The following is a 23748-nucleotide window of genomic DNA, read 5'->3' as shown; positions in this document are numbered from 1 at the left end:
GCAGAAATCCGGCCCCGAAATCTGCGGTTTGGGACCAAACCGCAGCCCTGACGACCCGGTCAGGCAGTTCGCACGGCGCGGATGATCTTGCGCCGCAGCACCACGCGGCGCCGCCCGTCCGGGCCGATCTGCAGGCGGTCCAGCTCCCAGCCGCCGTGCTCGGCACGCTCGACGAGCAGCTTGGCCACGACGTTGCGCGACAGCGCGCGGTCGAAGGTCACCCGCTCGAACTCCCACTCCACCCCGCGCCCCAGGCCGCGCATCACGCCCGGGCGCAGCATCGAGACGTTCATGCCGCACCTCCTGATACGTCGTCGAGAGCCCCACGGATCTCCGCGGGCAACGTCTTCGCCTCGCTCCCGAGAGCGCCCTTCAGCTGGGCGGCGGTGCGGGCGCCGACCACGGGCGCGGTGACGCCCGGGGAGTCGCGCACCCAGACCAGGGCGACCTCGAGCGGGGTCCAGCCGAGCCCGTCGGCCGCGCGGGCCACGGCCTCGACGATCCCGCGGCTGTGGTCATCGAGGTAGGCCTCGACGAAGCCCGCGAACACCGGCGACGCGGCCCGCGAGTCCGACGGCGTGCCAGTGCGGTACTTGCCCGTCAGCACGCCCCGCCCAAGCGGCGACCACGGCAGCACGCCGAGGCCGAGCGACTCGGCCGCCGGGAGCACCTCGCGCTCGATGCGCCGGTTGACCAGGGAGTACTCCACCTGGGTCGACACCAGGCGCGCCCGTCCGGCGACCTCCTGGAGCGTGGCGGCGCGGGCGGTCTGCCAGCCGTTGTAGTTCGAGATGCCGACGTACGACGCCCGGCCGCTGCTGACCGCGAAGTCGAGCGCGCCGAGCGTCTCCTCGAGCGGGACGTCGTCGGACCAGATGTGGACCTGCCAGAGGTCGACGTGATCGGTGCCGAGCCGGCGCAGCGACGTGTCGAGGCCGCGGAGCAGGGCGCCGCGCGAGGTGTCGGTGACCCGCTCGCCGCCGCGCCGGGAGATCCCCGCCTTGGTCGCCAGCACGACCTCGTCGCGCCGCACGACGTCGCCCAGGAGCGAGCCGATGAGCTCCTCCGAGCGGCCGTCGGTGTACCCGGCGGCGGTGTCGATCGTCGTACCGCCGGCCTCGATGAAGGCCGTGAGCTGGTCACGCGCTTCGTGCTCGTCGGTGTCCTTGCCCCACGTCATGGTGCCCAGGGCCAGCCGCGACACCTGGAGACCGCTGGCGCCGACGTACCGCTGCTGCATGGGGCACAACGTATCCGGCAGGTGGAGCGCTCCGGGGACGGGCACGCCGTAAGCGCCCAACCAAGGTGTCCCTAGACTGCGCGCTTGTGGCGGACTTCCTGCAGGCAGTGTTCCTCGGCATCCTCCAGGGGCTGACGGAGTTCCTTCCGATCTCCAGCAGCGCTCACCTGCGGATCTTCCCCGAGCTGTTCGGCTGGGGAGACCCCGGCGCCGCCTTCACCGCCGTGATCCAGATCGGCACCGAGCTCGCCGTGCTCCTCTACTTCCGCAAGGACATCTGGCGCATCGCCCGCGCCTGGGTGCTCTCGCTCTTCAAGCCGGAGTACCGCGGCGCGCTCGACGCGCGGATGGGCTGGTACATCATCGTCGGCTCCCTGCCGATCGTGATCCTCGGCGTGCTGTTCAAGGACGTCATCGAGCGCGACTTCCGCAACCTCTGGCTGATCGGTACGACGCTCGTCGTGATGGGCATCGTCCTCGGCGTCGCCGACCGGGTCGGCCGCACCGACCGCGCCATCAAGCAGATGACCCTGCGCGACGCCGCCCTCATGGGCGGCGCCCAGGCCCTCGCCCTCGTCCCGGGCGTCTCCCGCTCCGGCGCGACCCTCTCGATGGGCCGCTTCCTCGGCTACGACCGCGAGGCCGCCACCCGCTTCGCCTTCCTCCTCGCCATCCCCGCCGTCGTCGGCGCCGGCGTGTTCGAGCTGAAGGAGATCGCTAACGTCGGCGAGGCCCACGCGGGCGAGGCCGCCTACGGGTGGGGCCCGACGATCACCGCGACGATCGTCTCGTTCCTCGTCGGGTACGCCGCGATCGCTTGGCTGTTGAAGTACGTCTCGACCAGGTCGTACACGCCGTTCGTGGTCTACCGGGTGCTGCTGGGGCTCGGTGTGTTCGTGCTGCTCGGTGTGGGCGCGCTGAACGCCTGAGACGGGCGCGCCGATTGGGCACGAACCGCAGCTCCGGAGCCCGAAATGTTGCGGTTTGGGACCAAACCGCAACACCCCCGGTGTGCGGGAGGAGCTCCCGTCAGAACCAGCCCGACCGCTTGAACAACACCCACAGCCCACCCACGGTGACGATCATCAGCAGCAACGCGAACGGGTAGCCCAGCGTCCAGTCCAGCTCGGGCATGTGGGTGAAGTTCATGCCGTAGACCCCCGCGATCAACGTCGGTACGACGACCAGCGCCGCCCCCGCGGAGATCTTGCGCATGTCGTCGTTCTGCTGGACACCGATGCGGGCCAGGTGGGCGTCGAAGGCGGTCGAGAGCAGGCCGTCGAGGGTGTCGATCTCGTCGGCGGCCTGGGAGAGGTGGTCGCTGACGTCGCGGAAGAAGGGGCCGGCCTCGGCCTCGATGAGGTCGGAGGCTCCGGTGGCGAAGCGGCGCATCGGCTCGCGGAGCGGGAGCACGGCGCGTCGTACCTCGGACAGCTCGCGCTTGAGGATGTAGATGCGGTTGCCGTCGTTTGTGCGCTGCTCGGAGAACACGGAGGCCTCGACCTCGTCGACGTCGACCTGCAGCTCGGCGACCACGGAGGTGTAGCCGTCGACGACGGCGTCGCAGACGGCGTACACGACGGCGGAGGGGCCGTGGTCGAGGACCGCTTGCTTCTGCTCGAGGGCGTGGCGGGCGTCGCTGAGAGCCGAACCGCGGCCGTGGCGGACGGTGATGACGAAGTCCGGGCCGATGAAGACGTTGATCTCGCCGGTCTCGACGGCGTCGTCCTCGTCGACGTACCAGAGCGTCTTGAGGACGAGGAAGAGGCTGTTGTCGTACTTCTCCAGCTTCGGGCGCTGGTGGGCGACGACGGCGTCCTCGACGGCGAGGGGGTGCAGCTCGAAGGCCTCGGCGATCTCGGAGAGCTCGATGTGGCTGGGCTCGTAGAGGCCGACCCACACGAAGTCGTGGTCGCGGCTGGCGGCTTGGCGCAACGCGGAGTAGTCGTGCGGGTAGCAGTCGACCGGGAGGCGGACCCCGTGGCGGTAGACGGCGCTGTCGACGATCACGTCACCACGGTAATCAGCGGGTGACCGCCGCTGCTCTAGGCTCGCCGCCATGGCAACGCTGCTGCTGGTGCGTCACGGGCGGACCACTGCGAACGCCTCCGGGCTGCTCGCGGGACGTACGCCGGGGGTGCTCCTCGATGAGCTCGGCACCGAGCAGGCGGCGCGGGCGGGGGCGCGGATCGCCGCGGTGCCCGTCGTCCGCCTCGTCACCAGTCCACAGGAGCGCTGCAAGCAGACCGCGAAGGCGGTCGCCGACGGCCAGCGCGGTGCCGGCCACCCGGTCACCCGCGCGACGACCGAGAAGGCGCTCGCGGAGTGCGACTACGGCGACTGGCAGGGCCAGGCGATCAAGACGCTCCTCAAGGAGCCGCTCTGGCGCACCGTCCAGCAGCAGCCCTCGGCCGTGACCTTCCCGGGTGGGGAGTCGATGGTGGCCATGCAGCACCGCGCCGTGGCCGCCGTACGACGCCTCGACGCTGCGATCACCGCTGAGCACGGGTCGGACGCGGTCTGGGTCGCGGTGAGCCACGGCGACATCATCAAGTCGGTGCTCGCCGACGCGCTGGGCCTCCACCTCGACCTGTTCCAGCGGATCAACGTCGACCCGGCGTCGATCTCGGTGGTCCGCTACGCCGCCGACCGGCCCTACGTGCTCGCGACCAACACCCACGACGGCGACCTGTCATGGCTGCGGAAGGCGCCGCCGAAGGACGAGGGTGCCGTCGTCGGAGGCGGCTCCGGTCCGGCCTGACCGGTCTGACTAGGCTTGGTGACATGCCGATCGTCCACGGATTCGACCCGCCCGAGCGCTTCGTCGCCGGAACCGTCGGCGAGCCGGGCAGCCGGACCTTCTTCCTCCAGGCCACTGCCGGTGCCCGCATCGTGTCGGTGGCGCTGGAGAAGCAGCAGGTGGCCGCGCTCGCGGAGCGCGTCGACGAGCTGCTCGACGAGGTGATCGCCGACGGCAACACGCAGGGCGTCATTCCCGCGATCGCGCCCTTCGGTCTCGCCGACGACGCGCCCCTGACCCAGCCGATCGAGGAGGAGTTCCGCGCGGGCACGATGACGCTGTCGTGGGACCCCGCCGACGAGCGCGTCGTGATCGAGGTGTTCCCGGTCGGCGAGGAGCCCGCTGAGCTGGCGGACGGCGCCGAGCCCGACGAGATGCTCCTGGTGCGGCTCGAGCCCGGCCAGGCGCGGGCGTTCGTGAAGCGGGCCGAGGCGGTCATCGGTGCCGGACGGCCCTCGTGCCCGTTCTGCGGCCAGCCGATCGACCCCGAGGGCCACCTGTGCGTGCGAGCCAACGGGTTCAAGCGCCGCGACCCATGATCATCAAGGGCCGGATCATGCCGGCCTCGAACGCCACCTTCCTCGCCGACCTCGACGGCACGGAGATCGTCTACAAGCCGGTCTCCGGCGAGCGCCCGCTGTGGGACTTCCCCGACGGCACCCTCGCCGACCGTGAGGTCGCGGCCCACCTGGTCTCCGCCGCCAGCGGCTGGGACATCGTGCCGCGCACGTGGTGGGACGAGGGCCCGCACGGGCCCGGCATGCTCCAGGAGTGGCGCGAGGTCGACCCCGACCAGGATGCGGTCGACCTCGTCCGGTCCGGTACGACGCCGCAGGGCTGGCTCGAGGTCATGGAGGGCCTCGACGACCGCGACCGCCCGGTCACGTTGGTCCACGAGGACACCGCGGCGCTGCGGCGGCTCGCCGTCTTCGACGTCGTCGTCAACAACGCCGACCGCAAGGGCGGCCACGTGCTGGCGATGCCCGACGGCCACCGGCACGGGGTGGACCACGGCATCGCCTTCCACCACGAGCCCAAGCTGCGCACCGTGCTGTGGGGCTGGGCCGGCACCCCGCTGACCGACGAGGAGACCGAGGTCGTGACCCGGCTTCTGGGCGCGATCCGCGGCAGCCTCGGCGACGAGCTGGGGTTCCACCTCACCCAGCACGAGATCGCGGCGCTCGAGCGTCGTACCGAGAGACTGCTGGCAGCCGGCGTTCTCCCCGGCCCCCACGGAGGGTGGCCGCCGATCCCGTGGCCGCCCTTCTGAGGGGCACCAACTAGCATCAGCGCATGCGCGCATGGAACGCCCCGGGGATCCCGGTGCTCCCGGTGACCGGCCCTCCCGTCGTCCTCCACGACACCGCCACGGGCGGTCCCGTCGAGACGACGCCGGACGGTGCGGCGCGCCTGTACGTCTGCGGCATCACGCCCTACGACGCCACGCACATCGGTCACGCCAACACCTACGTCGCCTTCGACCTGCTCAACCGCGCCTGGCGCGCGGCGGGTCACGACGTCCGCTTCGTGCAGAACGTCACCGACGTCGACGACCCGCTGCTCGAGCGCGCCACGAAGGTGGGCGTCGACTGGGTCGAGCTCGCCGAGCGCGAGACCGAACTGTTCCGCAAGGACATGGAGGCGCTGCGCGTGCTGCCGCCGGCGGCGTACATCGGGGCGGTCGAGTCGATCCCGCTGGTCATCGAGCTGATCACCCGGCTCGAGGAGGCCGGCGCGATCTACCGCGTCGAGGACGACCTGTACTTCTCGGTCAGCGCCGACGCCGCCTTCGGCGAGGAGTCCGGCTACGACCGCGACACCATGCTGCGCTTCTTCGGCGAGCGCGGCGGCGACCCGGACCGCGCCGGCAAGAAGGACCCGCTCGACTGCGTCGTGTGGCGCGGTGAGCGCGAGGGCGAGCCGTCCTGGGACAGCCCGTGGGGCAAGGGACGGCCGGGCTGGCACATCGAGTGCGCCGCGATCGCACTCCAGGAGCTCGGTGGCCGCTTCGACGTCCAGGGCGGTGGCAGCGACCTCGTCTTCCCGCACCACGAGATGTGCGCCGGCCACGTGCAGGTCGCGACCGGCGAGCCCTTCGCGCAGGTCTACTCCCACGCCGGGATGGTGGCCTACGACGGCGAGAAGATGTCGAAGTCGCTCGGCAACCTGGTGTTCGTCTCCGCGTTGCGCAACAGCGACATCGACCCGATGGCCATCCGGCTGACGCTTCTGCGCCACCACTACCGCACCGACTGGGAGTGGACCGACGACCAGCTGTGGACCGCGGTCGACGACCTCGCCACCTGGCGCCGCGCCGTCGCTCTCGGTGCCGGCGCTCCCGCCGCCCCGGTGGTCGAGGAGATCCTCGCGGCCCTTGCCGACGACCTCGACGCCCCTCGCGCCACGGCCGCGATCGACGGCTGGGTCGCCGCCACGCTCGGCACCGACGGCCTCGCCGACACCAGCGACGCCGACGCCGCGGTCACGCTCCTGCCGGTGCTCGACGCCGCGCTCGGTCTCACGCTGTAGCCGACGGCTCCTCGGCCGCGGTGGTCACTGCCGGCGGGGCCTCGATTGGGCACGAACTGCAGCCCGCGGGCCCGAATTGTTGCGGTTTGGGACCAAACCGCAACAGTTCCGGCCGACGACAGACGACCGTCAGTCGTCCTCGCCCCGCCGCTTGAGGTACCGCTCGAACTCCCGCGCGATCGCCTCGCCCGACGCCTCGGGCAGGTCGGCGGTGTCACGCGACTCCTCCAGCGAGCGGACGTAGTCGGCGATGTCCTCGTCCTCCTCGGCGAGCTCGTCGACGCCGCGCTCCCACGCCCGCGCCTCCTCGGGGAGGTCGCCGAGCGGGATCGGGGTCTCGAAGAAGTCCTCCAGCCGGCTCAGCAGCGCCAGCGTCGCCTTGGGGCAGGGCGGCTGGGCGACGTAGTGGGGGACGGCGGCCCAGTACGACACGGCGGGCAGGTCGACGGTCGTGCAGGCGTCCTGGAGGACGCCGACGATCCCCGTCGGCCCCTCGTACGTCGACTGCTCGAGGTCGAGCCGCTCCATGAGGTCCGGCTCGGTCGAGGAGCCGGAGACGGGGATCGGGCGGGTGTGGGGGCTGTCGGAGAGCAGCGCGCCGAGGGTCACCAGCATCTCGCCGCCGAGCTGGTCGATGACGTCGAGCAGCTCGGTGCTGAACTGGCGCCACTTCATGTTCGGCTCGATCCCGCGGATCAGGATCACGTCGCGGTCCAGCGCCGGGGGAGAGGCCACGGAGACGTGGGTGCTGGGCCAGGTCAGCTTCCGGAAGCCGTTCTCGTCGATGCCGACGGTGGGCCGGTTGACCTGGAAGTCGTAGAACTCCTCGGGGTCGATCGCGGCGACCACGCGCGCGTCCCAGACCTTCATCAGGTGGTCCACCACGGCCGTCGCCGACTCGGCGGCGTCGTTCCAGCCCTCGAACGCAGCGATGACCACCGGCCGGACGAGTCCGGTGACCGTCTCGATCTCCATCACTTCTCCAGCCTAGTCAGGAAAGCACGAGTAACATGTGCACCAGCCGAGAGGCGTTGCAACGGACCCGCGGTCCGCCACGCTCGGCGAAGCTCCAAGGACGCCTTCCGACACTGGGAGGACCACTCGTGAACGCCTTCGAGCCGCACCTGCGCCCTGACTGCACCGAGGCCCTGACGCGTGCCCTCGCCGAGCGCATCCTGATCATCGACGGCGCCATGGGTACCGCGATCCAGCGCGACCGTCCCGACGAGGCCGGCTACCGCGGTGAGCGCTTCAGGGACTGGCCCAGCGACGTCCAGGGCAACAACGAGCTCCTCACGCTCACGCAGCCCGACATCATCACCGGCATCCACCGCGAGTACCTCGAGGCCGGCGCCGACATCATCGAGACCAACACCTTCAGCGCCAACCGGGTCTCGATGGCCGACTACGACATGGCCGATCTCTCCTACGAGCTCAACTACGAGTCGGCGCGCCTGGCGCGCGAGGCCTGCGACGCGTTCGCGACCCCGGAGAAGCCGCGGTACGTCGCCGGCGCGATCGGCCCCACGACGCGGACCGCGACCATCTCGCCCGACGTCAACGACCCGGGCGCGCGCAACATCACCTACGACCAGCTGGTCGCCGCCTACCTCGAGGCGGCCAACGGCCTGGTCGACGGCGGCTCCGACATCCTCCTGATCGAGACGATCTTCGACTCGCTCAACGCGAAGGCGGCGATCTTCGCCGTCGAGACGCTGTTCGAGGAGCGGGGACGGCGCTGGCCCGTCGTCATCTCGGGCACGATCACCGACGCGTCCGGCCGGACCCTGTCGGGCCAGACCACCGAGGCGTTCTGGAACGCGATGCGGCACGTGAAGCCGGTCGCGGTCGGCCTCAACTGCGCTCTCGGCGCCCCGGAGATGCGGCCCTACCTGGCCGAGATGTCGCGGATCGCGGACACCTACGTGTCGGCGTACCCGAACGCGGGTCTGCCCAACGCCTTCGGCGAGTACGACGAGAGCCCCGAACGGCAGGCGTCGTACATCGCGGAGTTCGCCGAGGCCGGCCTTGTCAACATCGTCGGCGGCTGCTGCGGCACGACGCCCGCCCACATCGCCGAGATCGCCAAGGCGGTCGAGGGCAAGACGCGCCGCCCGGTTGCTGAGGTCGACGTCGCCACCCGCCTGTCCGGCCTGGAGCCGCTCAACATCACCGAGGACTCGCTCTTCGTCAACATCGGCGAGCGCACCAACATCACCGGCTCGGCGCGCTTCCGCAACCTGATCAAGGCCGAGGACTACGACACCGCCCTCTCGGTCGCGCTCCAGCAGGTCGAGGTCGGTGCGCAGGTCATCGACATCAACATGGACGAGGGAATGATCGACGGCGTCGCCGCGATGGACCGGTTCACCCGGCTGATCGCCGCCGAGCCCGACATCAGCCGCGTCCCGGTGATGATCGACTCCTCCAAGTGGGAGGTCATCGAGGCCGGCCTGAAGAACGTCCAGGGCAAGCCGATCGTCAACTCGATCTCCCTCAAGGAGGGCGAGGAGAAGTTCGTCCGCGAGGCCCGCCTGTGCCGCAAGTACGGCGCCGCGGTCGTCGTGATGGCCTTCGACGAGACCGGCCAGGCCGACAACCTCGAGCGTCGCAAGGAGATCTGCGGCCGCGCGTACCGGATCCTGACCGAGGAGGTCGGCTTCCCGGCCGAGGACATCATCTTCGACCCGAACTGCTTCGCGCTGGCCACGGGCATCGAGGAGCACGCCACCTACGGCATCGACTTCATCGAGGCCTGTGCGTGGATCAAGGAGAACCTGCCGGGCGTCCACATCTCCGGTGGCATCTCCAACGTGTCGTTCTCGTTCCGGGGCAACAACCCGGTCCGCGAGGCGATCCACGCCGTCTTCCTGTTCCACGCCATCAAGGCCGGCCTCGACATGGGCATCGTCAACGCCGGCGCCCTGGTCGTCTACGACGAGATCGACCCCGAGCTGCGCGAGCGGATCGAGGACGTCGTCCTCAACCGGCGCGAGGACGCCGCCGAGCGCCTGCTGGAGATCGCGGAGCGCTTCAACACCAAGGGCGAGGAGGTCGACCCGGTCGCCGCCGAGTGGCGCAGCCTGCCGGTGCGCGAACGGATCACGCACGCCCTGGTCAAGGGCATCGACGCCGACGTCGAGGCCGACACCGAGGAGCTGCGCGCCGAGATCGCGGCCGCCGGAGGTCGCCCGATCGAGGTCATCGAGGGCCCGCTGATGGACGGCATGAACGTCGTCGGCGACCTGTTCGGCGCCGGCAAGATGTTCCTGCCCCAGGTCGTGAAGTCGGCGCGCGTGATGAAGAAGGCGGTGGCCTACCTGCTGCCCTTCATCGAGGCCGAGAAGCAGCCCGGTGACGCCGAGTCGACGAACGGCACGATCGTGATGGCGACGGTCAAGGGCGACGTCCACGACATCGGCAAGAACATCGTCGGCGTGGTGCTGCAGTGCAACAACTACACGGTGATCGACCTCGGCGTGATGGTTCCGGCGCAGAAGATCCTCGACGCCGCCAAGGAGCACGGCGCCGACATCATCGGCCTGTCCGGACTCATCACGCCCTCGCTCGACGAGATGGTCAACTTCGCCGCGGAGATGGAGCGCCAGGGCCTGGAGATCCCGCTGCTGATCGGTGGTGCCACGACGTCGCGGGCGCACACGGCGGTCAAGGTCTCGCCGCGTCGTACCGGCCCGGTGGTGTGGGTCAAGGACGCCTCCCGCTCGGTGCCGGTGGCGGCCGCGCTGCTCTCCGACGAGCAGCGTCCCGCGCTGCTCGAGGCGACCGAGGCCGACTACGCCTCTCTCCGCGAGCGGCACGCCCAGAAGCAGGAGCGCCCGACCATCACGCTCGAGAAGGCGCGCGCCAACCGCACGCCCATCGACTGGGAGGGCTACGTCCCGCCGGTCCCGCGCCAGCAGGGCGTGCGGGTCTTCTCCGACTACGACCTGAGTGAGCTGCGCGAGTACATCGACTGGCAGCCCTTCTTCAACGCCTGGGAGATGAAGGGCAAGTTCCCCGACATCCTCAACAACCCTGCCTCCGGTGAGGCGGCACGCAAGCTGTACGACGACGCGCAGGCGATGCTCGACCAGCTCATCAAGGAGAAGTGGCTCACCGCCAACGGGGTGATCGGTTTCTTCCCGGCCAACGCGGTCGGTGACGACATCGAGGTGTACGCCGACGAGTCGCGTACCACCGTCGTCACGACCCTGCGCAACCTGCGCCAGCAGGGCGAGCACCGCGAGGGCATCCCGAACCGGTCCCTGGGCGACTTCGTGGCCCCGAAGGAGAGCGGACTGACCGACTACGTCGGTGGCTTCGCCGTCACCGCGGGGCTCGGCAGCCAGGCGAAGATCATGGAGTTCAAGGCCGATCTCGACGACTACAGCGCCATCCTCCTCGAGGCGCTCGCCGACCGCCTGGCGGAGGCCTTCGCCGAGCGGATGCACGAGCGGGTCCGCAAGGAGTTCTGGGGCTACCAGCCCGACGAGGACCTCGACAACGACGCCCTCATCGGCGAGCGGTACGTCGGCATCCGCCCGGCTCCCGGCTACCCGGCCTGCCCCGAGCACACCGAGAAGGAGACGCTCTTCGCGCTCCTCGACGCCACGGCCGCCACCGGCATCGAGCTCACCGAGTCGATGGCGATGTGGCCCGGCGCCGCGGTCAGCGGCTGGTACTTCTCGCACCCGCAGTCGCAGTACTTCGTCGTGGGCCGGCTCGCGCAGGACCAGGTTGCCGACTACGCCACCCGCAAGGGCTGGACACTGAAGGAGGCCGAGCGCTGGCTGGGCCCGAACCTGGGCTACAACCCGGAGGACTGAGCTCCCGGTCTCCCGCAGCGGCTGTCGGCTCGAACGAGTCGGCAGCCGTTGTGCGTCAGGGGAACAGCGCCCGGATCTCCGCGGTCAGCCAGCGCTCGTAGGCCGCCGGCGACCAGCCCCGGACGGCCACCAGCCGGTGGTAGGTGTCGGTCGCCATCAGCAGCCACAGCCGGTCCTGCGCCTGCTTGCGCGGCACTGTGGGCCGGACCTGGAGCCGCTCGAGGAGGTGGCCGGCCCCGATGTGGCGCTGGTTCTCGACGGCCTCCCACAGCTCGGCGACGGCCGGGTCGGTCCCGGACGCTCCGCGGATGACCTCGTGGACGCCGTGGGCGCGGCCGTTGACGTCAGCGATGTGGCGAGCCGTCAGCGCCACCGCACGGTCGAGGTCGCCGGCCGCCGCGATCGCGGCCACGTCTTCTCGGTCGGTGACCGCTCGAGGCTCGTCGTCACCCGTCATCGCCACGTCGCGGACCACCTTGAGCAGGGTGACCTTGTTGCCGACGGCGGTGAAGACGGTGGGCTTGCTGACGCCGGCGCGAGCGGCGACCTGCTCGATGGTCGTGGCGCCGTACCCCTGCTCGACGAAGAGCTCGCGTGCTGCCCGCAGGACGGCCGCGCGTGACTCCTGCGCCTGCCCGCTGCGCAGCGGCGAGTGGTACGCGCGCTTCTTGACGTCCGCCATGACCGGAGCCTACCGTCGAGTTATTCGTTAGACGATAGGTAAGCCAAATGCAGGAGGAGATCGCGATGAGCCTCGCCTACATCGCCCAGGCGGCCGATCACGACCGCATCGAGTGGATCGGTGGCCACGAGCTCCAGATCCTGCTCGACGGCGACCAGCCCGCCGGCCAGGTGACGGTGGTCCGCAGCAGCCTCGGCGCCGGCTCGGCGGCGCCGCTGCACGTGCACCGCAAGGAGGACGAGATGTTCGTCGTCCTGAAGGGGCACGGCACCTTCTGGGTCGGCGACGCCCGCCACGAGGTGGGGGAGGGCGGTGCCGTCTTCCTGCCGCGGGACGTCCCGCACGCCTACCGCTTCGACGCTCCTGAGGTCGACCTGCTCACGATCTGCACACCCAGCGGCATGGAGGGCTTCTTCCGTGGGGCCGGGCGACGGGTCACCGACCCACGCCCGGACGGCTGGGAGGTGACGATGGAAGCACTCGCCGCGGCCGCGGTCGCGGGTGGGCAGGAGATCCTGGGGCCTCCGCCAGCGTGAGTCGGGCGAGCGTGAGGTACGCCGCGATCATCAGCAGCCCGACGTACACGTCGTTCTCGAACCACCCGAACACGGTCTGCTTCTCGACCGTGAACGTCGTCGGGTAGTAGAAGACGCTCACGCCGAGCAGCATCGCGAGGTAGGCCAGCAGGCTGAGCTGGGCCGTGCGACCTGGCCGGCGGGCCAGCCAGACCGAGCCGAAGCCGACGGCGTAGAACAGCCAGGTCGTGGGGGTCGTCGGCGTGAAGGTCGGGTCCGCGATGCCGGCGAGGTCGGCGTAGACCGTGTGGACGGCCGACAGCGTGAAGGCGGCGGCGAGGACGCGGGGCGTGGCGGGCATCGGTGGCTCCTGGTGCGAGGGCGGCCCGGGTGGTCGCCGTGCTCCTCGATCGTGGGGATCGAGGAACGCGGCGGACAGCCACAGCGGCTGACTGTGGGGGCAGTGTGGGGGTCGCGTGGCTGGGAGCGGTCGGGCCGGCGCGGCGACGCTGGTGGAGTCCCGAGAGACCGACCGAGGAGAACCGATGAACCCCACCACCAGCGCCCTGCAGCAGCGACCGAACGTGCACGAGATGGTTGTCGTCCACCGTGTGTTCCGCAGGGAGCTCACCGCCCTGCCCCGCCTGGTACGACGCGTCGCCGAGGGTGACGCCGCCCGCGCCGGCCTCGTCGCCGAGCACCTCGCGCTGATCCTCGACGGCCTGCACATGCACCACACCGGGGAGGACGCCGTGCTGTGGCCGCTGCTCCACGTGCGGGCCGCGCCGTCGTCGGACCTGGTCGAGACCATGCAGCGCCAGCACGAGGTCGTCGACGGCCGCACCGAGGAGGTACGGACGCTGGCGACCGCGTGGGCGAAGGCCCCGACCGCCCTCGGTGGCGAGCAGGTGGCGCAGCTGGTCGAGGGGCTGGCCACGGCGTTGTTCGAGCACCTCGACCTCGAGGAGCGGGAGATCCTGCCCCTCGTCGCCCGCCACATCACCGTCGAGGAGTGGCAGAGCCTCGGTGAGCACGGCCGCGAAGCGATGAGCTTCAGGCAGCTGCCGCTGATGTTCGGTGCGATCCTCGAGGACGCGGACGCCGACGAGCGTGACCAGATGTTGGCACAGCTGCCCGCCCCGGTGCGGCTGGTGCTGCGGACGATCGGCGCCCGGCAGTACCGCCGCTACATCAACCGCGTGCGAGTCGCGTGACGTCGTCCACCAGCTCGGCGAGCTCGGCCGCCGAGGCAGCGCGCCCTTCCTGCCAGGCCGCCGCGAACGCCTGCTCGCCGAGCTGGGAGCGGGTGGCGGCGAGGTCCTGCTCGGCCAGGTCGCGCGAGACGGGGAACCGCGGGTCGACCGCGTCCGCGACGGACAGCGACGCGGACGCCGCGAGGAGCACGGCGGCTGCCCGCACCTGGCCCAGCCGTACGGCGACACCGGCCATCGCCGGGAGCGAGTAGCTCAGCGGCCAGCTCATTCGCGTGTCCAGCGCTCGGGTGATCGACTCGCCCAGCAGCGTGGCCGTGCCGGCCGTGTCGCCGCGCAGCGTCGTGACCGTGGCACGGCGTGTCAGGCAGGTGGCCAGCGTGAAGTCGTTGCCGAGGTCGCGCGCGATCTCCAGGGCGTCGTCGAGCACGCGGTCGGCTTCGTCGAGGTCGCCCCGGACCAGGGCGAGCTGGCCGAGCGCGACCAGGGTGTGCGCCTCGACCCACGGCAGGTCGGCGCCGGCGGCACGGGCGAGGGCGTCGTCCAGCAGGGCACGGGCATCGTCGACGGCGCCGACGAAGACGGCGGCATGACCGGCGAGGGTGGCTGCCTCCGCGGCGATCCCGGCGTCGCCGACCCGGCGGGCGACCGGCACCGCCGCCGTGGCGGCGGCGCGCATGCCCGCGATGTCGCCGGTGGCGAACAGGAGGCCCATCCGCCCGATCAGCCGGCGTGCCTGGACCGCGTCGGAGCCGACGCCCTCGGCGCCTTCCAGCCACCCGAGGCCCTCGCGGGCGTGTCCCCGCAGTGCGAGGTAGAGCCAGGTGCTGCCGGCGAGCTCGGCTGCGTCGTCGCCACGGCCCAGCTCCAGCAGGCGCAGGTACGCCGAGCGCAGGTTCGCGTGGTCGGCGTCGAGCCGGTCGAGCTCGGCCCGGAGGTCGGGACCGCGGAGCGCGACGTCGGCCGCCAGGGCCCGGGCGTGGAACCAGGCAGCATGGCGGTCGGCCGCCGCGGCGGTCGCGCCCGATGCGAGGAGCCGCTGCCCGGCGTACTGGCGGACGGGTTCGAGCAGGCGGAACCGCGGCGGATCGGTGCGCGGCTCGACGCGTGCGACGAGCGAGTGGTCGACGAGGGTGGCGAGCGGACCCAGGACGTCGTTGGTCCCCGCGACCGCGGCGGCCGCGTCGAGGGTGAAGCTGCCGGAGAACGCGCCCAGCTGGGCGAACATCTCCGCATCGGACGGCGCGACGAGGTCCAGGCTCCAGTCGAGGGCGTCCGCCATCGTGCGCTGGCGGGCGGCGAGGTCCCGAGGACCCTCCGGTGGGCCGTGCTCCTCGAGCCGTGCCAGCAGGCCTGCGGGAGTCAGCAGCCGCGCGCCGGCGGCGGCCAGCTCGAGCGCGAGCGGCAGGCCGTCGAGGCGACGGCAGATCGCCTCGACCACGGGGGCGTTGGCGTCGTCGAGCTCCAGCCGCGCGCCCGCGGCGTTCGCCCGTTCGAGGAAGAGCCGCACGGCCTGGACGGACGACAGGGGACCGAGTCCGACCTCGTGCTCGGCCCGCACCCGAAGCGGGGCCCGGCTGGTGACGAGCACGACGAGGCCGGGGCAGCGGGCGAGCAGGTCCGCGACGTCGACCGCCGCGTCGAGCACCTGCTCGAAGTTGTCGAGGAGCGCGAGCGTACGACGCCCGGTGAGCGCCGCCACCAGCCGTGTCGTGGCGTCGCCGGCGCCCCGCTCCGGAAGGTAGATCGCGGCCGCGAGCTGGGGCAGCACCTCTCGCGGGTCCCGGACCACAGCCAGGTCGACCCCCACGGCCAGGTCGTACGACGGCGCCAGCCGCTCCAGGGTGGCCACCGCCACGCGCGTCTTGCCGACGCCGCCCGGGCCGGTGAGGGTCACCAGCCGTGCTCCGGCTTCGACCCGTTCCGCCATCTCCACCAGGGCGGCTTCACGTCCGATGAGCCGGGTCGGAGGCGCGGTCACGCCACCGCGCCGCCCGTCGTACGCGGGGACGACGGCCGCCGGCGGACGGACCGGGCGCGGCACCGCCGCCGCGAGGGCCGTCCGCTCCCCGTCGGCGAGCCCGAGCGCCTCGGCCAGCGCGCGGACGGTGTGCGGGTAGGGACGCTTGCGTTCGCCGCGCTCGAGGGCGCTGACGGCCTTGACCGAGAGGCCGGCGCGTTCGGCCAGCTCCTCCTGGGTCAGGCTGCGGTCGGTGCGCAGCGCGCGCAGGACGGCGCCGAAGCCGTCGTCGCCCCTCTGCTGCACGGCAGGAACCTAGCCGAGCCTCGCCGGCCGCATGACAGGATTCAGGCGTGAAGCCTGCTGCGGTCCTGTGGGACATGGACGGAACCCTCGTCGACACCGAGCCCTACTGGATGGCGACGGAGACCGCGATCGCCGAGGCGCACGGCGGCACCTGGACCCACGAGGACGCGATGAGCCTGGTCGGCAACGACCTGCTCGTGTCGGGGGAGTACATCAAGGCCAAGCTCGGGCTCGAGCAGTCGCCCGAGGAGGTCGTCGAGATGCTGCTCGACGGTGTCGTCGCGCAGGTCCGGCACTCCGTGCCGTGGTGCGAGGGCTCGCGGGAGCTGTTGCTCGCGCTGCGCAGGGCGGACGTGCCCTGCGGCCTGGTGACCATGTCCTACCAGCGCTTCGTGGCGCCGATCCTCGAGCACCTGCCGCCCGAGACCTTCCGCGTCATCGTGACCGGCGACATGGTCAGCCAGGGCAAGCCGCACCCGGAGGCCTACCTGACGGCCGCGGCCGCGCTGGGCGTCGACCCGGCGGACTGCGTCGCCATCGAGGACTCTCCGACCGGGGCACGCTCGGCGGAGGCCGCCGGCTGCCGGGTGCTCGTCGTACCGAACCACGTGCCGGTGCCGGACGGATCCAACCGGGTCTTCCGGGACACCCTGCACGGGATCACTCCCGAGGACCTCGCCACCCTGTGACCGGACCGGGCACGAGGCCCTCGTCGGCCAGGTGCCGCACGGCGCGGTCGACGGCGCCGAGCTTGCGCCGGGCCTGGGTGAGCACGTCCGACGAGCGGTCGCAGACCGAGGCCAAGCGGGCCTGCTCGCGTCGTACCTCCGCGCCGGTGAGCACGAGCGAGCGCCACGTGGTGGGGTCCTGCTCGAGGTCGCGGCGCTGACGCAGCAGGGCCGCCGCGAGCTGGGTCTCGACGACGGCGAGCACGGTCTCGGCCGACGTCCGGGCCCGGGCCAGTCCCTCCGGGAGTGCGTCGGAGGATGACGTCGCGAACGCCGCGGCGGACAGCAGCTCGCCGAGGATCCCGTCGGGCTCGAACGGGGCGAGCGCGCTGACGGCCGCCGCGGCCCCGCCGACCGGTGCGGCCGCGAAGGTCAACCCGCCAGTGGCGGCGGCCAGTGCGCCGGTGCCCATGTCGAGCGCGGTCCGGGCGACCCACCCCGACGGCCCGCATCCGAGGACCTCATGCGCCTCGGCGAGCGCGGCGTGGACGTCGGTGCCGAGCGCGCTGCCGAGTCCCATCGCCGAGGTCAGGTCGGCCATCGCGGCACGACGCACGTCGAGCGGGACCGCGATCTCGAAGGGACGGATCACGTTGGTGGTGGCCACGAACACCAGGGGTACGACGGCCTCCTCCGCCGACAGGTGGCGCATCGCGCGTGGGCGCGGCGGCGCCGAGTCGGGATCGAGCAGGTCGACGTGGCAGTCGAGCACGGTCTGCGACACCGCGACCCCGTGGTCGCGGTTGCGCGCGACGGCCGCCTCGACGGCGCAGGCCTGCACGGTGCGGATGGCGTCGCGGTGCCGCTGCCTCCGCGATCCGTCGAGCCGGTCGTTGACCAGGTGCGCGTGGAGCAGTGCGACCAGCGCCACGGTCTCGGTCGGGTCGAGCGCGATGTCGGGCCCGCGCTCGGGGACCGCGAGCGCGTGGTCCAGCGACCCGTGCAGCGCGAACCCGACGGCCGTCGCGACCGAGGTGTCGGCGAGGTAGCCCGCCGACGCGTGCGGATCGGCCAGCGCCGATGCCCGGACCCGTCGGTCCAGCAGCCAGGGCACCACGGCCGAGACGCCCCGGTGGGAGGTCACCGGGTCGAGCTCGTTCCAGAAATTCGCCCACCACGAGAGGTTCGCCGGGGGAGCGGCCAGCCGCTTGCGCAACCCGTCGACGTCGAACCGCTCGTGCCCGAGCGGGCTGCCGATCGTGACCATCCCGGCGACCTCGAGCCCGACCGGGAGCCGGCGTACCAGGTCGGCCGCGACCACCGAGCCGAGGCTGTGCCCGACGACGACCAGCCGTCCGGAGCGCGGCAGCCGGTCGAGCACCTTCGTCAACACCTGGGCACGCACCCGCGGCCGGGTGAGGTAGTTGTGGGCCTGGGTGAAGGGCCCGATCGCCATCCCGAGGTCGACGACCTGGTCCGCCCCGACCCAACCGGCACCGGTGTCGTGGCGCCCCAAACGGGCCTCGAGCGCGGCGATGCGGCGTTCGACCGCGCGCCGGTGCGTGCGGGCCGCCGAGCCAGTGAGGTCGTCGATGGTCACCGGCGGCAGCGGCGCCTTGGTGCCGGCCGCGCGCAGCACGTCGGGGTACTTGGGTGCGACCACCGCCACCCCGTCGAGCCCGGGGTACCCCAGCGAGGTCAGGGTCGAGCCCAGGACCCGTTGCCAGTCGTCACCACGGTCGCCGGAACCGACGCCGTGCAGGAACAGCAGGGTGGTCCCGGCCGCCACGGTCGGTCGGCCTCAGTCCTGCACCGGGTACGGCGGAGGCGTGCCGTCGTAGGCCGGGCACAGTGCTTGGTGGGCGCACCACCGGCAACCGGCGCCCTTGCGCGCCTCGAACTCCCGCTTCTCGGTGGCGGTCCGGATCGCGTCCCAGACCGCGAGCACCTTGCGCTCGGTGGCGAGCAGGTCCTGCTCGTCGGGCTCGTAGCGCAGCACCTCGCTGTTGCCGAGGTAGACCAGCTGGAGCATCCGCGGGACCACGCCGCGCATCCGCCACAGCACGAGCGCGTAGAACTTGAGCTGGAAGAGGGCCTTGCCCTCGAACATCTCGCTGGGCGAGGGACCCGTCTTGTAGTCGCAGATCCTGATCGACCCGTCGGGTGCCACGTCGACGCGGTCGATCACGCCGCGCAGCAGCAGCTTGCTGTCGGTGAGCGTCTCGACGTACAGCTCCCGGTCGGCCGGCTCCAGCTGGCGTGGGTCCTCGAGGTCGAAGTAGCGGGCCAGGACGTCGCGGCAGGACTCCAGCCAGGCGGCGATCTCGGGTCCGTCCGCCGGGAACATCTCCGTCACGGCCGGCTCGAGCTCCTGCAGCTCGGTCCAGGCCGGGGCGATCATCGTCTCCGCGACCGACGGGACCCGCTCGCCGGCCGGGAGGTCGAAGAGCTGCTCGAGCACCCGGTGGACGACGGTGCCGCGGACGGCCGCGGGCGAGGCCGGCTCGGGGAGACGGTCGATGCTGCGGAAGCGGTAGAGCAGCGGGCAGTTGAGGAAGTCGCCGACCCGCGAGGGGGACAGCGCGCCGAGCACCTCGACGCCGTCGACGCGGGTGCCGCCGCGCTCGGACGGGTCGGCCGGCTCGAGGCCGGCGGACGGAGGTGCTGAGGTCATGCGGTCGACACTAGGACAGCCCGCCGACAAATGAGGGCGTGTCCGGTCCGGGGATGAGTCGGTCCGAGGGGATCGTGCGCCGAGCGGGGCTCGGAGTGCGAGACCTTGGACCCCCTCATCTAGCCTCGTGGCGTGTCTGGTCCGTCGCCCGCCCCACCCCGGCCCCCCGTGCCCCGAGGCATGTTCCGCATCGGCCGGATCGCGGGCAGCGACGTGCTGGTGTCGACCTCCTGGTTCTTCGTCGCGGCGCTGATCGCCTGGATCATGGGCCCGCGGGTCGACCAGGTGCAGCCCGGCCTGGGTGGCTGGAAGTACGTCGTCGGCCTCGCCTTCGCGATGGCGCTGTACCTCGCGATCCTGCTCCACGAGGCGTCGCACGCCCTGGTCGCGCGGCGCTTCGGCTTCAACGTCGAGTCGATCACCCTGCACTTCCTCGGCGGCGCGACCACGATCGACGGCGAGGCCCGCCGGCCACGCCAGGAGTTCTGGATCGCTGTCGTCGGCCCGATCACCTCGCTCGCGGTCGGCGCGACCGCGCTCGGCCTCTGGTTCGTGGTCCACCCGGGCCTGCTCCGCCTGGTCATCGAGGGTCTGGCCGGTGCCAACCTCGTGATCGGCGTGCTCAACCTGGTGCCCGGCCTGCCGCTCGACGGGGGACGCGTCCTCAAGGCAGGGGTCTGGGCGGCGACCGGCAAGGTCCACGTCGGGACGACCGTCGCGGCCTGGGGCGGCCGGCTGACGGCGGTCGCGGTCGTCCTGTGGGCGGTCCTCAGCGCCGGCACGGGCTCCGTCGTGAATCCCGTCGTGCTCGCCATCGTCGCCGTCTTCCTCTGGACCGGTGCGAGTCAGGCACTCGCCGGCTCCAAGGTCGTCCGCCAGCTCTCCACCGTCGACGCCACTCAGCTGGCCCGGCCCGCGGTCTCGGTCCCCGAGGACCTGCCGCTCGCCGAGGCGCTGCGTCGTGCGGAGGCGGCCGGCGTGACCAGCATCGTCACGACGACGTCCGACGGCCGCCCGGTCGGTGTGGTGTCGGGGGAGGCCGTGCGCGCCGTACCGCCCGAGCGGATGCCGTGGCTCCCCGTCTCCGCCGCCGCCCGCAGCCTTGCCGGCGGTCGGGCGCTGCCGGTCGGGATCGCCGGTGACGACCTGGTCGCCGCGCTGCGCGCCACGCCGGCCAACGAGTACGTGCTGATCGCGGAGGACGGCTCCGTCCACGGCGTCCTCGCGACGGCCGACATCGTCCGTGAGATGCGCAGTCGATAGGCTGCGCCGGTGAGTGAAGCGACCCCCGACGTACCCGAGGACGCCTGGTCCGGCGTGCACCGCGGACCACTGCGCACAGGGGAGTGGGTGCGCCTCGTCGACGGCAAGGGCCGTCGCCACAACTTCGCGCTCGAGCCCGGCAAGAAGTTCTTCTCCAACAAGGGCCACCTCGAGCACGACGAGCTGATCGGCCGCGAGGAGGGCTTCACGGTCACCTCGTCCGCCGGCGGCGAGTACCTCGTGTTCCGCCCGCTGCTCTCCGAGTACGTCGTGTCGATGCCGCGCGGCGCGGCCGTGGTCTACCCCAAGGACTCCGCGCAGATCATCGCGATGGCCGACATCTTCCCGGGCGCCCACGTGGTCGAGGCCGGCGTCGGCTCCGGCGCGCTGACCTGTTCGCTGCTGCGTGCCGTCGGGCCGCACGGCAAGGTGTCGTCGTACGAGCGCCGCGAGGAGTTCGCCGACGTCGCCCGCCGCAACGTCACCCAGTTCTTCGGCGGCGACCACCCCGCCTGGCAGCTCACCCTCGGCGACCTCGCCGAGGCGCTCCCTGCCTCCGGCGAGCGCTGCGACCGGATCATCCTCGACATGCTCGCGCCCTGGGACTGCCTCGACGCTGCCGCCGACGCACTGCTCCCCGGCGGCATCGTCTGCGCCTACGTCGCCACGACCACCCAGCTCTCGAAGTTCGTCGAGGCCGTCCGTTTCCACGGCGGGTTCACCGAGCCGGCGCCGTGGGAGTCGCTCGTGCGCGACTGGCACGTGGAGGGCCTCGCCGTCCGCCCCGGCCACAAGATGATCGGCCACACCGCCTTCCTGGTCACCGCCCGCAGGATGGCCCCCGGCGAGCGCGCGCCCCTCAAGAAGCGCCGCCCCGCTCCCGGTGCCTACGGCCCGGACTACGACGGTCCGCGCCCCCCGGGCGTGCCCGAGCTCGCCACCGACGACTGATCCAAATTCCTGCGGTTTGGTCCCAAACCGCAGGTCTCCACGGCGTGTCGCCTGCGGTTTGGGACCAAACCGCAACCCCTTCCGCCGCAGCCCCTCCGCTCGACCGCAACCGAAACGTTGCATCGAATGCGTGGCGAAGCACTTCCGCGCAACACGCCCGCGAGTAGGGTCGGTGGCAGGAGGTGTGCCATGACGAGCATGGGAGAAGGCACGGGAAGCCACCGCTCTCCGAGTCGTGAGGAGCTCGAGGAGCAGGTCCGTTTCCTCGAGGACGAGATCCACGACCTGCGCCGCCGCACGGCCGAGACGCCCGGCAGCAATGCCCGCTCTCTCGAGATGCGGCTCGCCGACGCCCAGCGCTCGCTGGCGGCGGTGACGGCCCAGAACGAGCGACTGGCGACCACGCTGCGCGACGCGCGGGACCAGATCATGAAGCTCAAGGAGGAGGTCGACCGGCTCGCCCAGCCGCCCGCCGGCTTCGGCACCTTCCTCCAGCGCAACGACGACGACTCGGTCGACGTGTTCACCGGTGGCCGCAAGCTGAGGGTGACGGTCAGCCCGGCGGTCGACCTCGACACCCTGCGCCGCGGCCAGGAGGTCATGCTCAACGAGGCCCTCAACGTGGTGGCCGCGTTCGAGTTCGAGCAGGTCGGCGAGGTCGTGATGCTCAAGGAGGTGCTCGCCGACGGCGAGCGCGTCCTGGTGATCGCCAACGCGGACGAGGAGCGGGTGGTCAAGCTCGCCGAGCCGCTGCTCACCGAGACGCTGCGTGCCGGCGACTCGCTGCTGCTCGACTCCCGCGCGGGTTACGTCTACGAGAAGGTCCCGAAGTCGGAGGTCGAGGAGCTGGTCCTCGAGGAGGTCCCCGACATCACCTACGAGACCATCGGTGGCCTCGGCAACCAGATCGAGATGATCCAGGACGCGGTCGAGCTGCCGTACCTCTACCCCGACCTCTTCACCGAGCACGAGCTGAAGCCGCCGAAGGGCATCCTGCTCTACGGTCCGCCGGGCTGCGGCAAGACCCTCATCGCGAAGGCCGTCGCCAACTCGCTGGCGAAGAAGGTCGCGGCCAAGACCGGTGCCGAGGGGAAGTCCTACTTCCTGAACATCAAGGGTCCCGAGCTGCTCAACAAGTACGTCGGCGAGACCGAGCGCCACATCCGCCTGGTCTTCCAGCGGGCGCGCGAGAAGGCGTCGCAGGGTACGCCGGTCATCGTCTTCTTCGACGAGATGGACTCCCTGTTCCGCACCCGCGGGTCGGGCGTCTCCTCTGACGTCGAGAACACCATCGTCCCGCAGCTGCTCAGTGAGATCGACGGCGTCGAGACGCTGGAGAACGTGCTGGTCATCGGTGCCTCGAACCGTGAGGACATGATCGACCCGGCCATCCTGCGTCCCGGCCGGCTCGACGTGAAGATCAAGATCGAGCGGCCCGACGCCGAGTCGGCCCGCGACATCTTCAGCAAGTACCTCACGACGTCCCTGCCCCTGCACCCCGAGGACGTCGCCGAGTTCGGCGGCGACAAGCAGGCCACCGTGACCGGGATGATCCGGGCGACGGTCGAGCGGATGTACACCGAGACCGAGGAGAACCGCTTCCTCGAGGTGACCTACGCCAACGGTGACAAGGAGGTCCTGTACTTCAAGGACTTCAACTCCGGCGCCATGATCCAGAACATCGTCGACCGGGCGAAGAAGATGGCCATCAAGGACTTCATCGACCACGACCAGAAGGGCCTGCGGGTCTCGCACCTGCTCCAGGCCTGCGTCGACGAGTTCAAGGAGAACGAGGACCTGCCCAACACGACCAACCCCGACGACTGGGCGCGGATCTCGGGCAAGAAGGGTGAGCGGATCGTCTTCATCCGCACGCTCATCACCGGCAAGCAGGGCACCGAGCCGGGCCGGTCGATCGACACGGTCAGCGACACCGGGCAATACCTCTGATCCTTGTCCCCACCTGACAAGGTGGAGGCACCAGCAACCTTTCAACTCCTGAAGGAGCCCCCTGTGGTCAAGAAGCTCGCCCTCGTCGTCCTCGTCGCCCTCGGTGTCACCGCTGCGGTGAAGGTCGCCAAGTCGCGCTGACGTCACGACGTCGTACGTCGGGCGCCGCACCA

The 23748-nt window shown here is 71.4% G+C and carries 21 protein-coding genes and 1 riboswitch; of the genes, 12 read left to right on the top strand and 9 right to left on the bottom strand.

All coding sequences use genetic code 11. The features are described from left to right. Positions 1-59: 59 nt before the first annotated feature. Together ASE20_RS06630 and ASE20_RS06625 are read right to left on the bottom strand one after the other, a co-directional pair. Positions 60-293, bottom strand: coding sequence for a DUF5703 family protein (locus ASE20_RS06630; RefSeq protein ID WP_056893708.1), 234 nt, complete (start codon positions 291-293; stop codon positions 60-62). Beyond that, positions 290-1240 carry an aldo/keto reductase gene (locus tag ASE20_RS06625; protein ID WP_056893707.1) on the bottom strand — a complete coding sequence of 317 codons (951 nt, stop codon included), beginning with the start codon at positions 1238-1240 and terminating at the stop codon, positions 290-292. Before ASE20_RS06625 ends, ASE20_RS06630 begins: the two co-directional genes overlap by 4 nt. Positions 1241-1326: 86 nt before the next feature. Between ASE20_RS06625 and ASE20_RS06620 the strand changes: the two genes are divergently transcribed. Next, positions 1327-2169 carry an undecaprenyl-diphosphate phosphatase gene (locus ASE20_RS06620; RefSeq protein WP_056893706.1) on the top strand — a complete coding sequence of 281 codons (843 nt, stop codon included), beginning with the start codon at positions 1327-1329 and terminating at the stop codon, positions 2167-2169. A gap of 100 nt (positions 2170-2269) precedes the next feature. Here the strand turns inward: ASE20_RS06620 and corA are convergent, their stop codons facing one another. Next, a complete protein-coding gene (gene corA, locus ASE20_RS06615; protein ID WP_056893705.1) occupies positions 2270-3250 on the bottom strand; it encodes a magnesium/cobalt transporter CorA in 981 nt (326 codons plus the stop codon). Between the two features lie 49 nt (positions 3251-3299). On the opposite strand from corA, the gene ASE20_RS06610 reads away from it, so the two are divergent. The 4 genes from ASE20_RS06610 to mshC are packed head-to-tail and all read left to right on the top strand — an operon-like array spanning position 3300 to position 6569. Next, on the top strand, positions 3300-4001 hold the full coding sequence (locus ASE20_RS06610) for an MSMEG_4193 family putative phosphomutase (RefSeq protein ID WP_056893704.1): 702 nt from the start codon (positions 3300-3302) through the stop codon (positions 3999-4001). Positions 4002-4024: 23 nt separating this feature from the next. Further along, complete coding sequence (locus tag ASE20_RS06605; RefSeq protein ID WP_056893703.1) at positions 4025-4579, top strand: DUF3090 domain-containing protein; 555 nt, start codon at positions 4025-4027, stop codon at positions 4577-4579. After that, complete coding sequence (locus ASE20_RS06600) at positions 4576-5310, top strand: SCO1664 family protein (protein WP_056893702.1); 735 nt, start codon at positions 4576-4578, stop codon at positions 5308-5310. The genes ASE20_RS06605 and ASE20_RS06600 overlap by 4 nt, the downstream gene beginning before the upstream one ends. 23 nt (positions 5311-5333) lie before the next feature. Beyond that, entirely contained in the window at positions 5334-6569 is a 1236-nt protein-coding gene (mshC, locus tag ASE20_RS06595) for a cysteine--1-D-myo-inosityl 2-amino-2-deoxy-alpha-D-glucopyranoside ligase (protein WP_056893701.1), read from the top strand. Between the two features lie 129 nt (positions 6570-6698). On the opposite strand, the gene ASE20_RS06590 is transcribed toward mshC, so the two are convergent. Beyond that, on the bottom strand, positions 6699-7544 hold the full coding sequence (locus ASE20_RS06590) for a PAC2 family protein (protein ID WP_412778602.1): 846 nt from the start codon (positions 7542-7544) through the stop codon (positions 6699-6701). Positions 7545-7586: 42 nt separating this feature from the next. Next, positions 7587-7657: riboswitch (S-adenosyl-L-homocysteine riboswitch) on the top strand. Positions 7658-7672: 15 nt separating this feature from the next. Between ASE20_RS06590 and metH the strand changes: the two genes are divergently transcribed. Continuing rightward, a complete protein-coding gene (metH, locus tag ASE20_RS06585; protein ID WP_056893699.1) occupies positions 7673-11395 on the top strand; it encodes a methionine synthase in 3723 nt (1240 codons plus the stop codon). 55 nt (positions 11396-11450) lie between these two features. Here metH and ASE20_RS06580 read toward each other — a convergent pair whose 3' ends face one another. After that, complete coding sequence (locus ASE20_RS06580; RefSeq protein ID WP_056893698.1) at positions 11451-12077, bottom strand: TetR/AcrR family transcriptional regulator; 627 nt, start codon at positions 12075-12077, stop codon at positions 11451-11453. Between the two features lie 47 nt (positions 12078-12124). Here ASE20_RS06580 and ASE20_RS06575 point away from each other — a divergent pair, with 47 nt between their 5' ends. After that, complete coding sequence (locus ASE20_RS06575; protein ID WP_056893697.1) at positions 12125-12613, top strand: cupin domain-containing protein; 489 nt, start codon at positions 12125-12127, stop codon at positions 12611-12613. On the opposite strand, the gene ASE20_RS06570 is transcribed toward ASE20_RS06575, so the two are convergent. Next, complete coding sequence (locus ASE20_RS06570) at positions 12513-12953, bottom strand: hypothetical protein (RefSeq protein WP_056893696.1); 441 nt, start codon at positions 12951-12953, stop codon at positions 12513-12515. The two genes, ASE20_RS06575 and ASE20_RS06570, sit on opposite strands and share 101 nt — an antisense overlap. Before the next feature lie 184 nt (positions 12954-13137). On the opposite strand from ASE20_RS06570, the gene ASE20_RS06565 reads away from it, so the two are divergent. Continuing rightward, positions 13138-13806: a hemerythrin domain-containing protein gene (locus ASE20_RS06565; protein WP_056893695.1), complete on the top strand. Its 669-nt coding sequence runs from the start codon at positions 13138-13140 to the stop codon at positions 13804-13806. On the opposite strand, the gene ASE20_RS25820 is transcribed toward ASE20_RS06565, so the two are convergent. Further along, on the bottom strand, positions 13784-16069 hold the full coding sequence (locus ASE20_RS25820) for an ATP-binding protein (RefSeq protein WP_056893694.1): 2286 nt from the start codon (positions 16067-16069) through the stop codon (positions 13784-13786). The genes ASE20_RS06565 and ASE20_RS25820 overlap by 23 nt on opposite strands. A gap of 47 nt (positions 16070-16116) precedes the next feature. On the opposite strand from ASE20_RS25820, the gene ASE20_RS06555 reads away from it, so the two are divergent. Beyond that, positions 16117-16758 (top strand): HAD family hydrolase, encoded by a 642-nt coding sequence (locus ASE20_RS06555; protein ID WP_225869185.1) that lies wholly within the window; start codon positions 16117-16119, stop codon positions 16756-16758. On the opposite strand, the gene ASE20_RS06550 is transcribed toward ASE20_RS06555, so the two are convergent. Both ASE20_RS06550 and ASE20_RS06545 read right to left on the bottom strand, forming a co-directional pair. Further along, on the bottom strand, positions 16730-18526 hold the full coding sequence (locus tag ASE20_RS06550) for a hypothetical protein (RefSeq protein ID WP_056893692.1): 1797 nt from the start codon (positions 18524-18526) through the stop codon (positions 16730-16732). The two genes, ASE20_RS06555 and ASE20_RS06550, sit on opposite strands and share 29 nt — an antisense overlap. A gap of 12 nt (positions 18527-18538) precedes the next feature. Next, positions 18539-19411 (bottom strand): RecB family exonuclease, encoded by an 873-nt coding sequence (locus ASE20_RS06545; RefSeq protein ID WP_056893691.1) that lies wholly within the window; start codon positions 19409-19411, stop codon positions 18539-18541. 168 nt (positions 19412-19579) lie between these two features. On the opposite strand from ASE20_RS06545, the gene ASE20_RS06540 reads away from it, so the two are divergent. The 3 genes from ASE20_RS06540 (at position 19580) to arc (ending at position 23575) form a co-directional block, all read left to right on the top strand. After that, positions 19580-20674 carry a site-2 protease family protein gene (locus ASE20_RS06540; protein ID WP_225869184.1) on the top strand — a complete coding sequence of 365 codons (1095 nt, stop codon included), beginning with the start codon at positions 19580-19582 and terminating at the stop codon, positions 20672-20674. A 9-nt stretch (positions 20675-20683) separates the two neighbouring features. After that, positions 20684-21625: a tRNA (adenine-N1)-methyltransferase gene (locus tag ASE20_RS06535; protein WP_082612191.1), complete on the top strand. Its 942-nt coding sequence runs from the start codon at positions 20684-20686 to the stop codon at positions 21623-21625. 189 nt (positions 21626-21814) lie between these two features. Beyond that, positions 21815-23575, top strand: coding sequence for a proteasome ATPase (gene arc / locus ASE20_RS06530; RefSeq protein ID WP_056893689.1), 1761 nt, complete (start codon positions 21815-21817; stop codon positions 23573-23575). Positions 23576-23748: the final 173 nt, after the last annotated feature.

This window comes from Nocardioides sp. Root240 (genome assembly GCF_001428825.1).
In the GTDB taxonomy this organism is placed as follows: domain Bacteria; phylum Actinomycetota; class Actinomycetes; order Propionibacteriales; family Nocardioidaceae; genus Nocardioides.
Note: the sequence above shows the minus strand (reverse complement) of the source record. Positions and strands in the feature narration are given on the sequence as shown.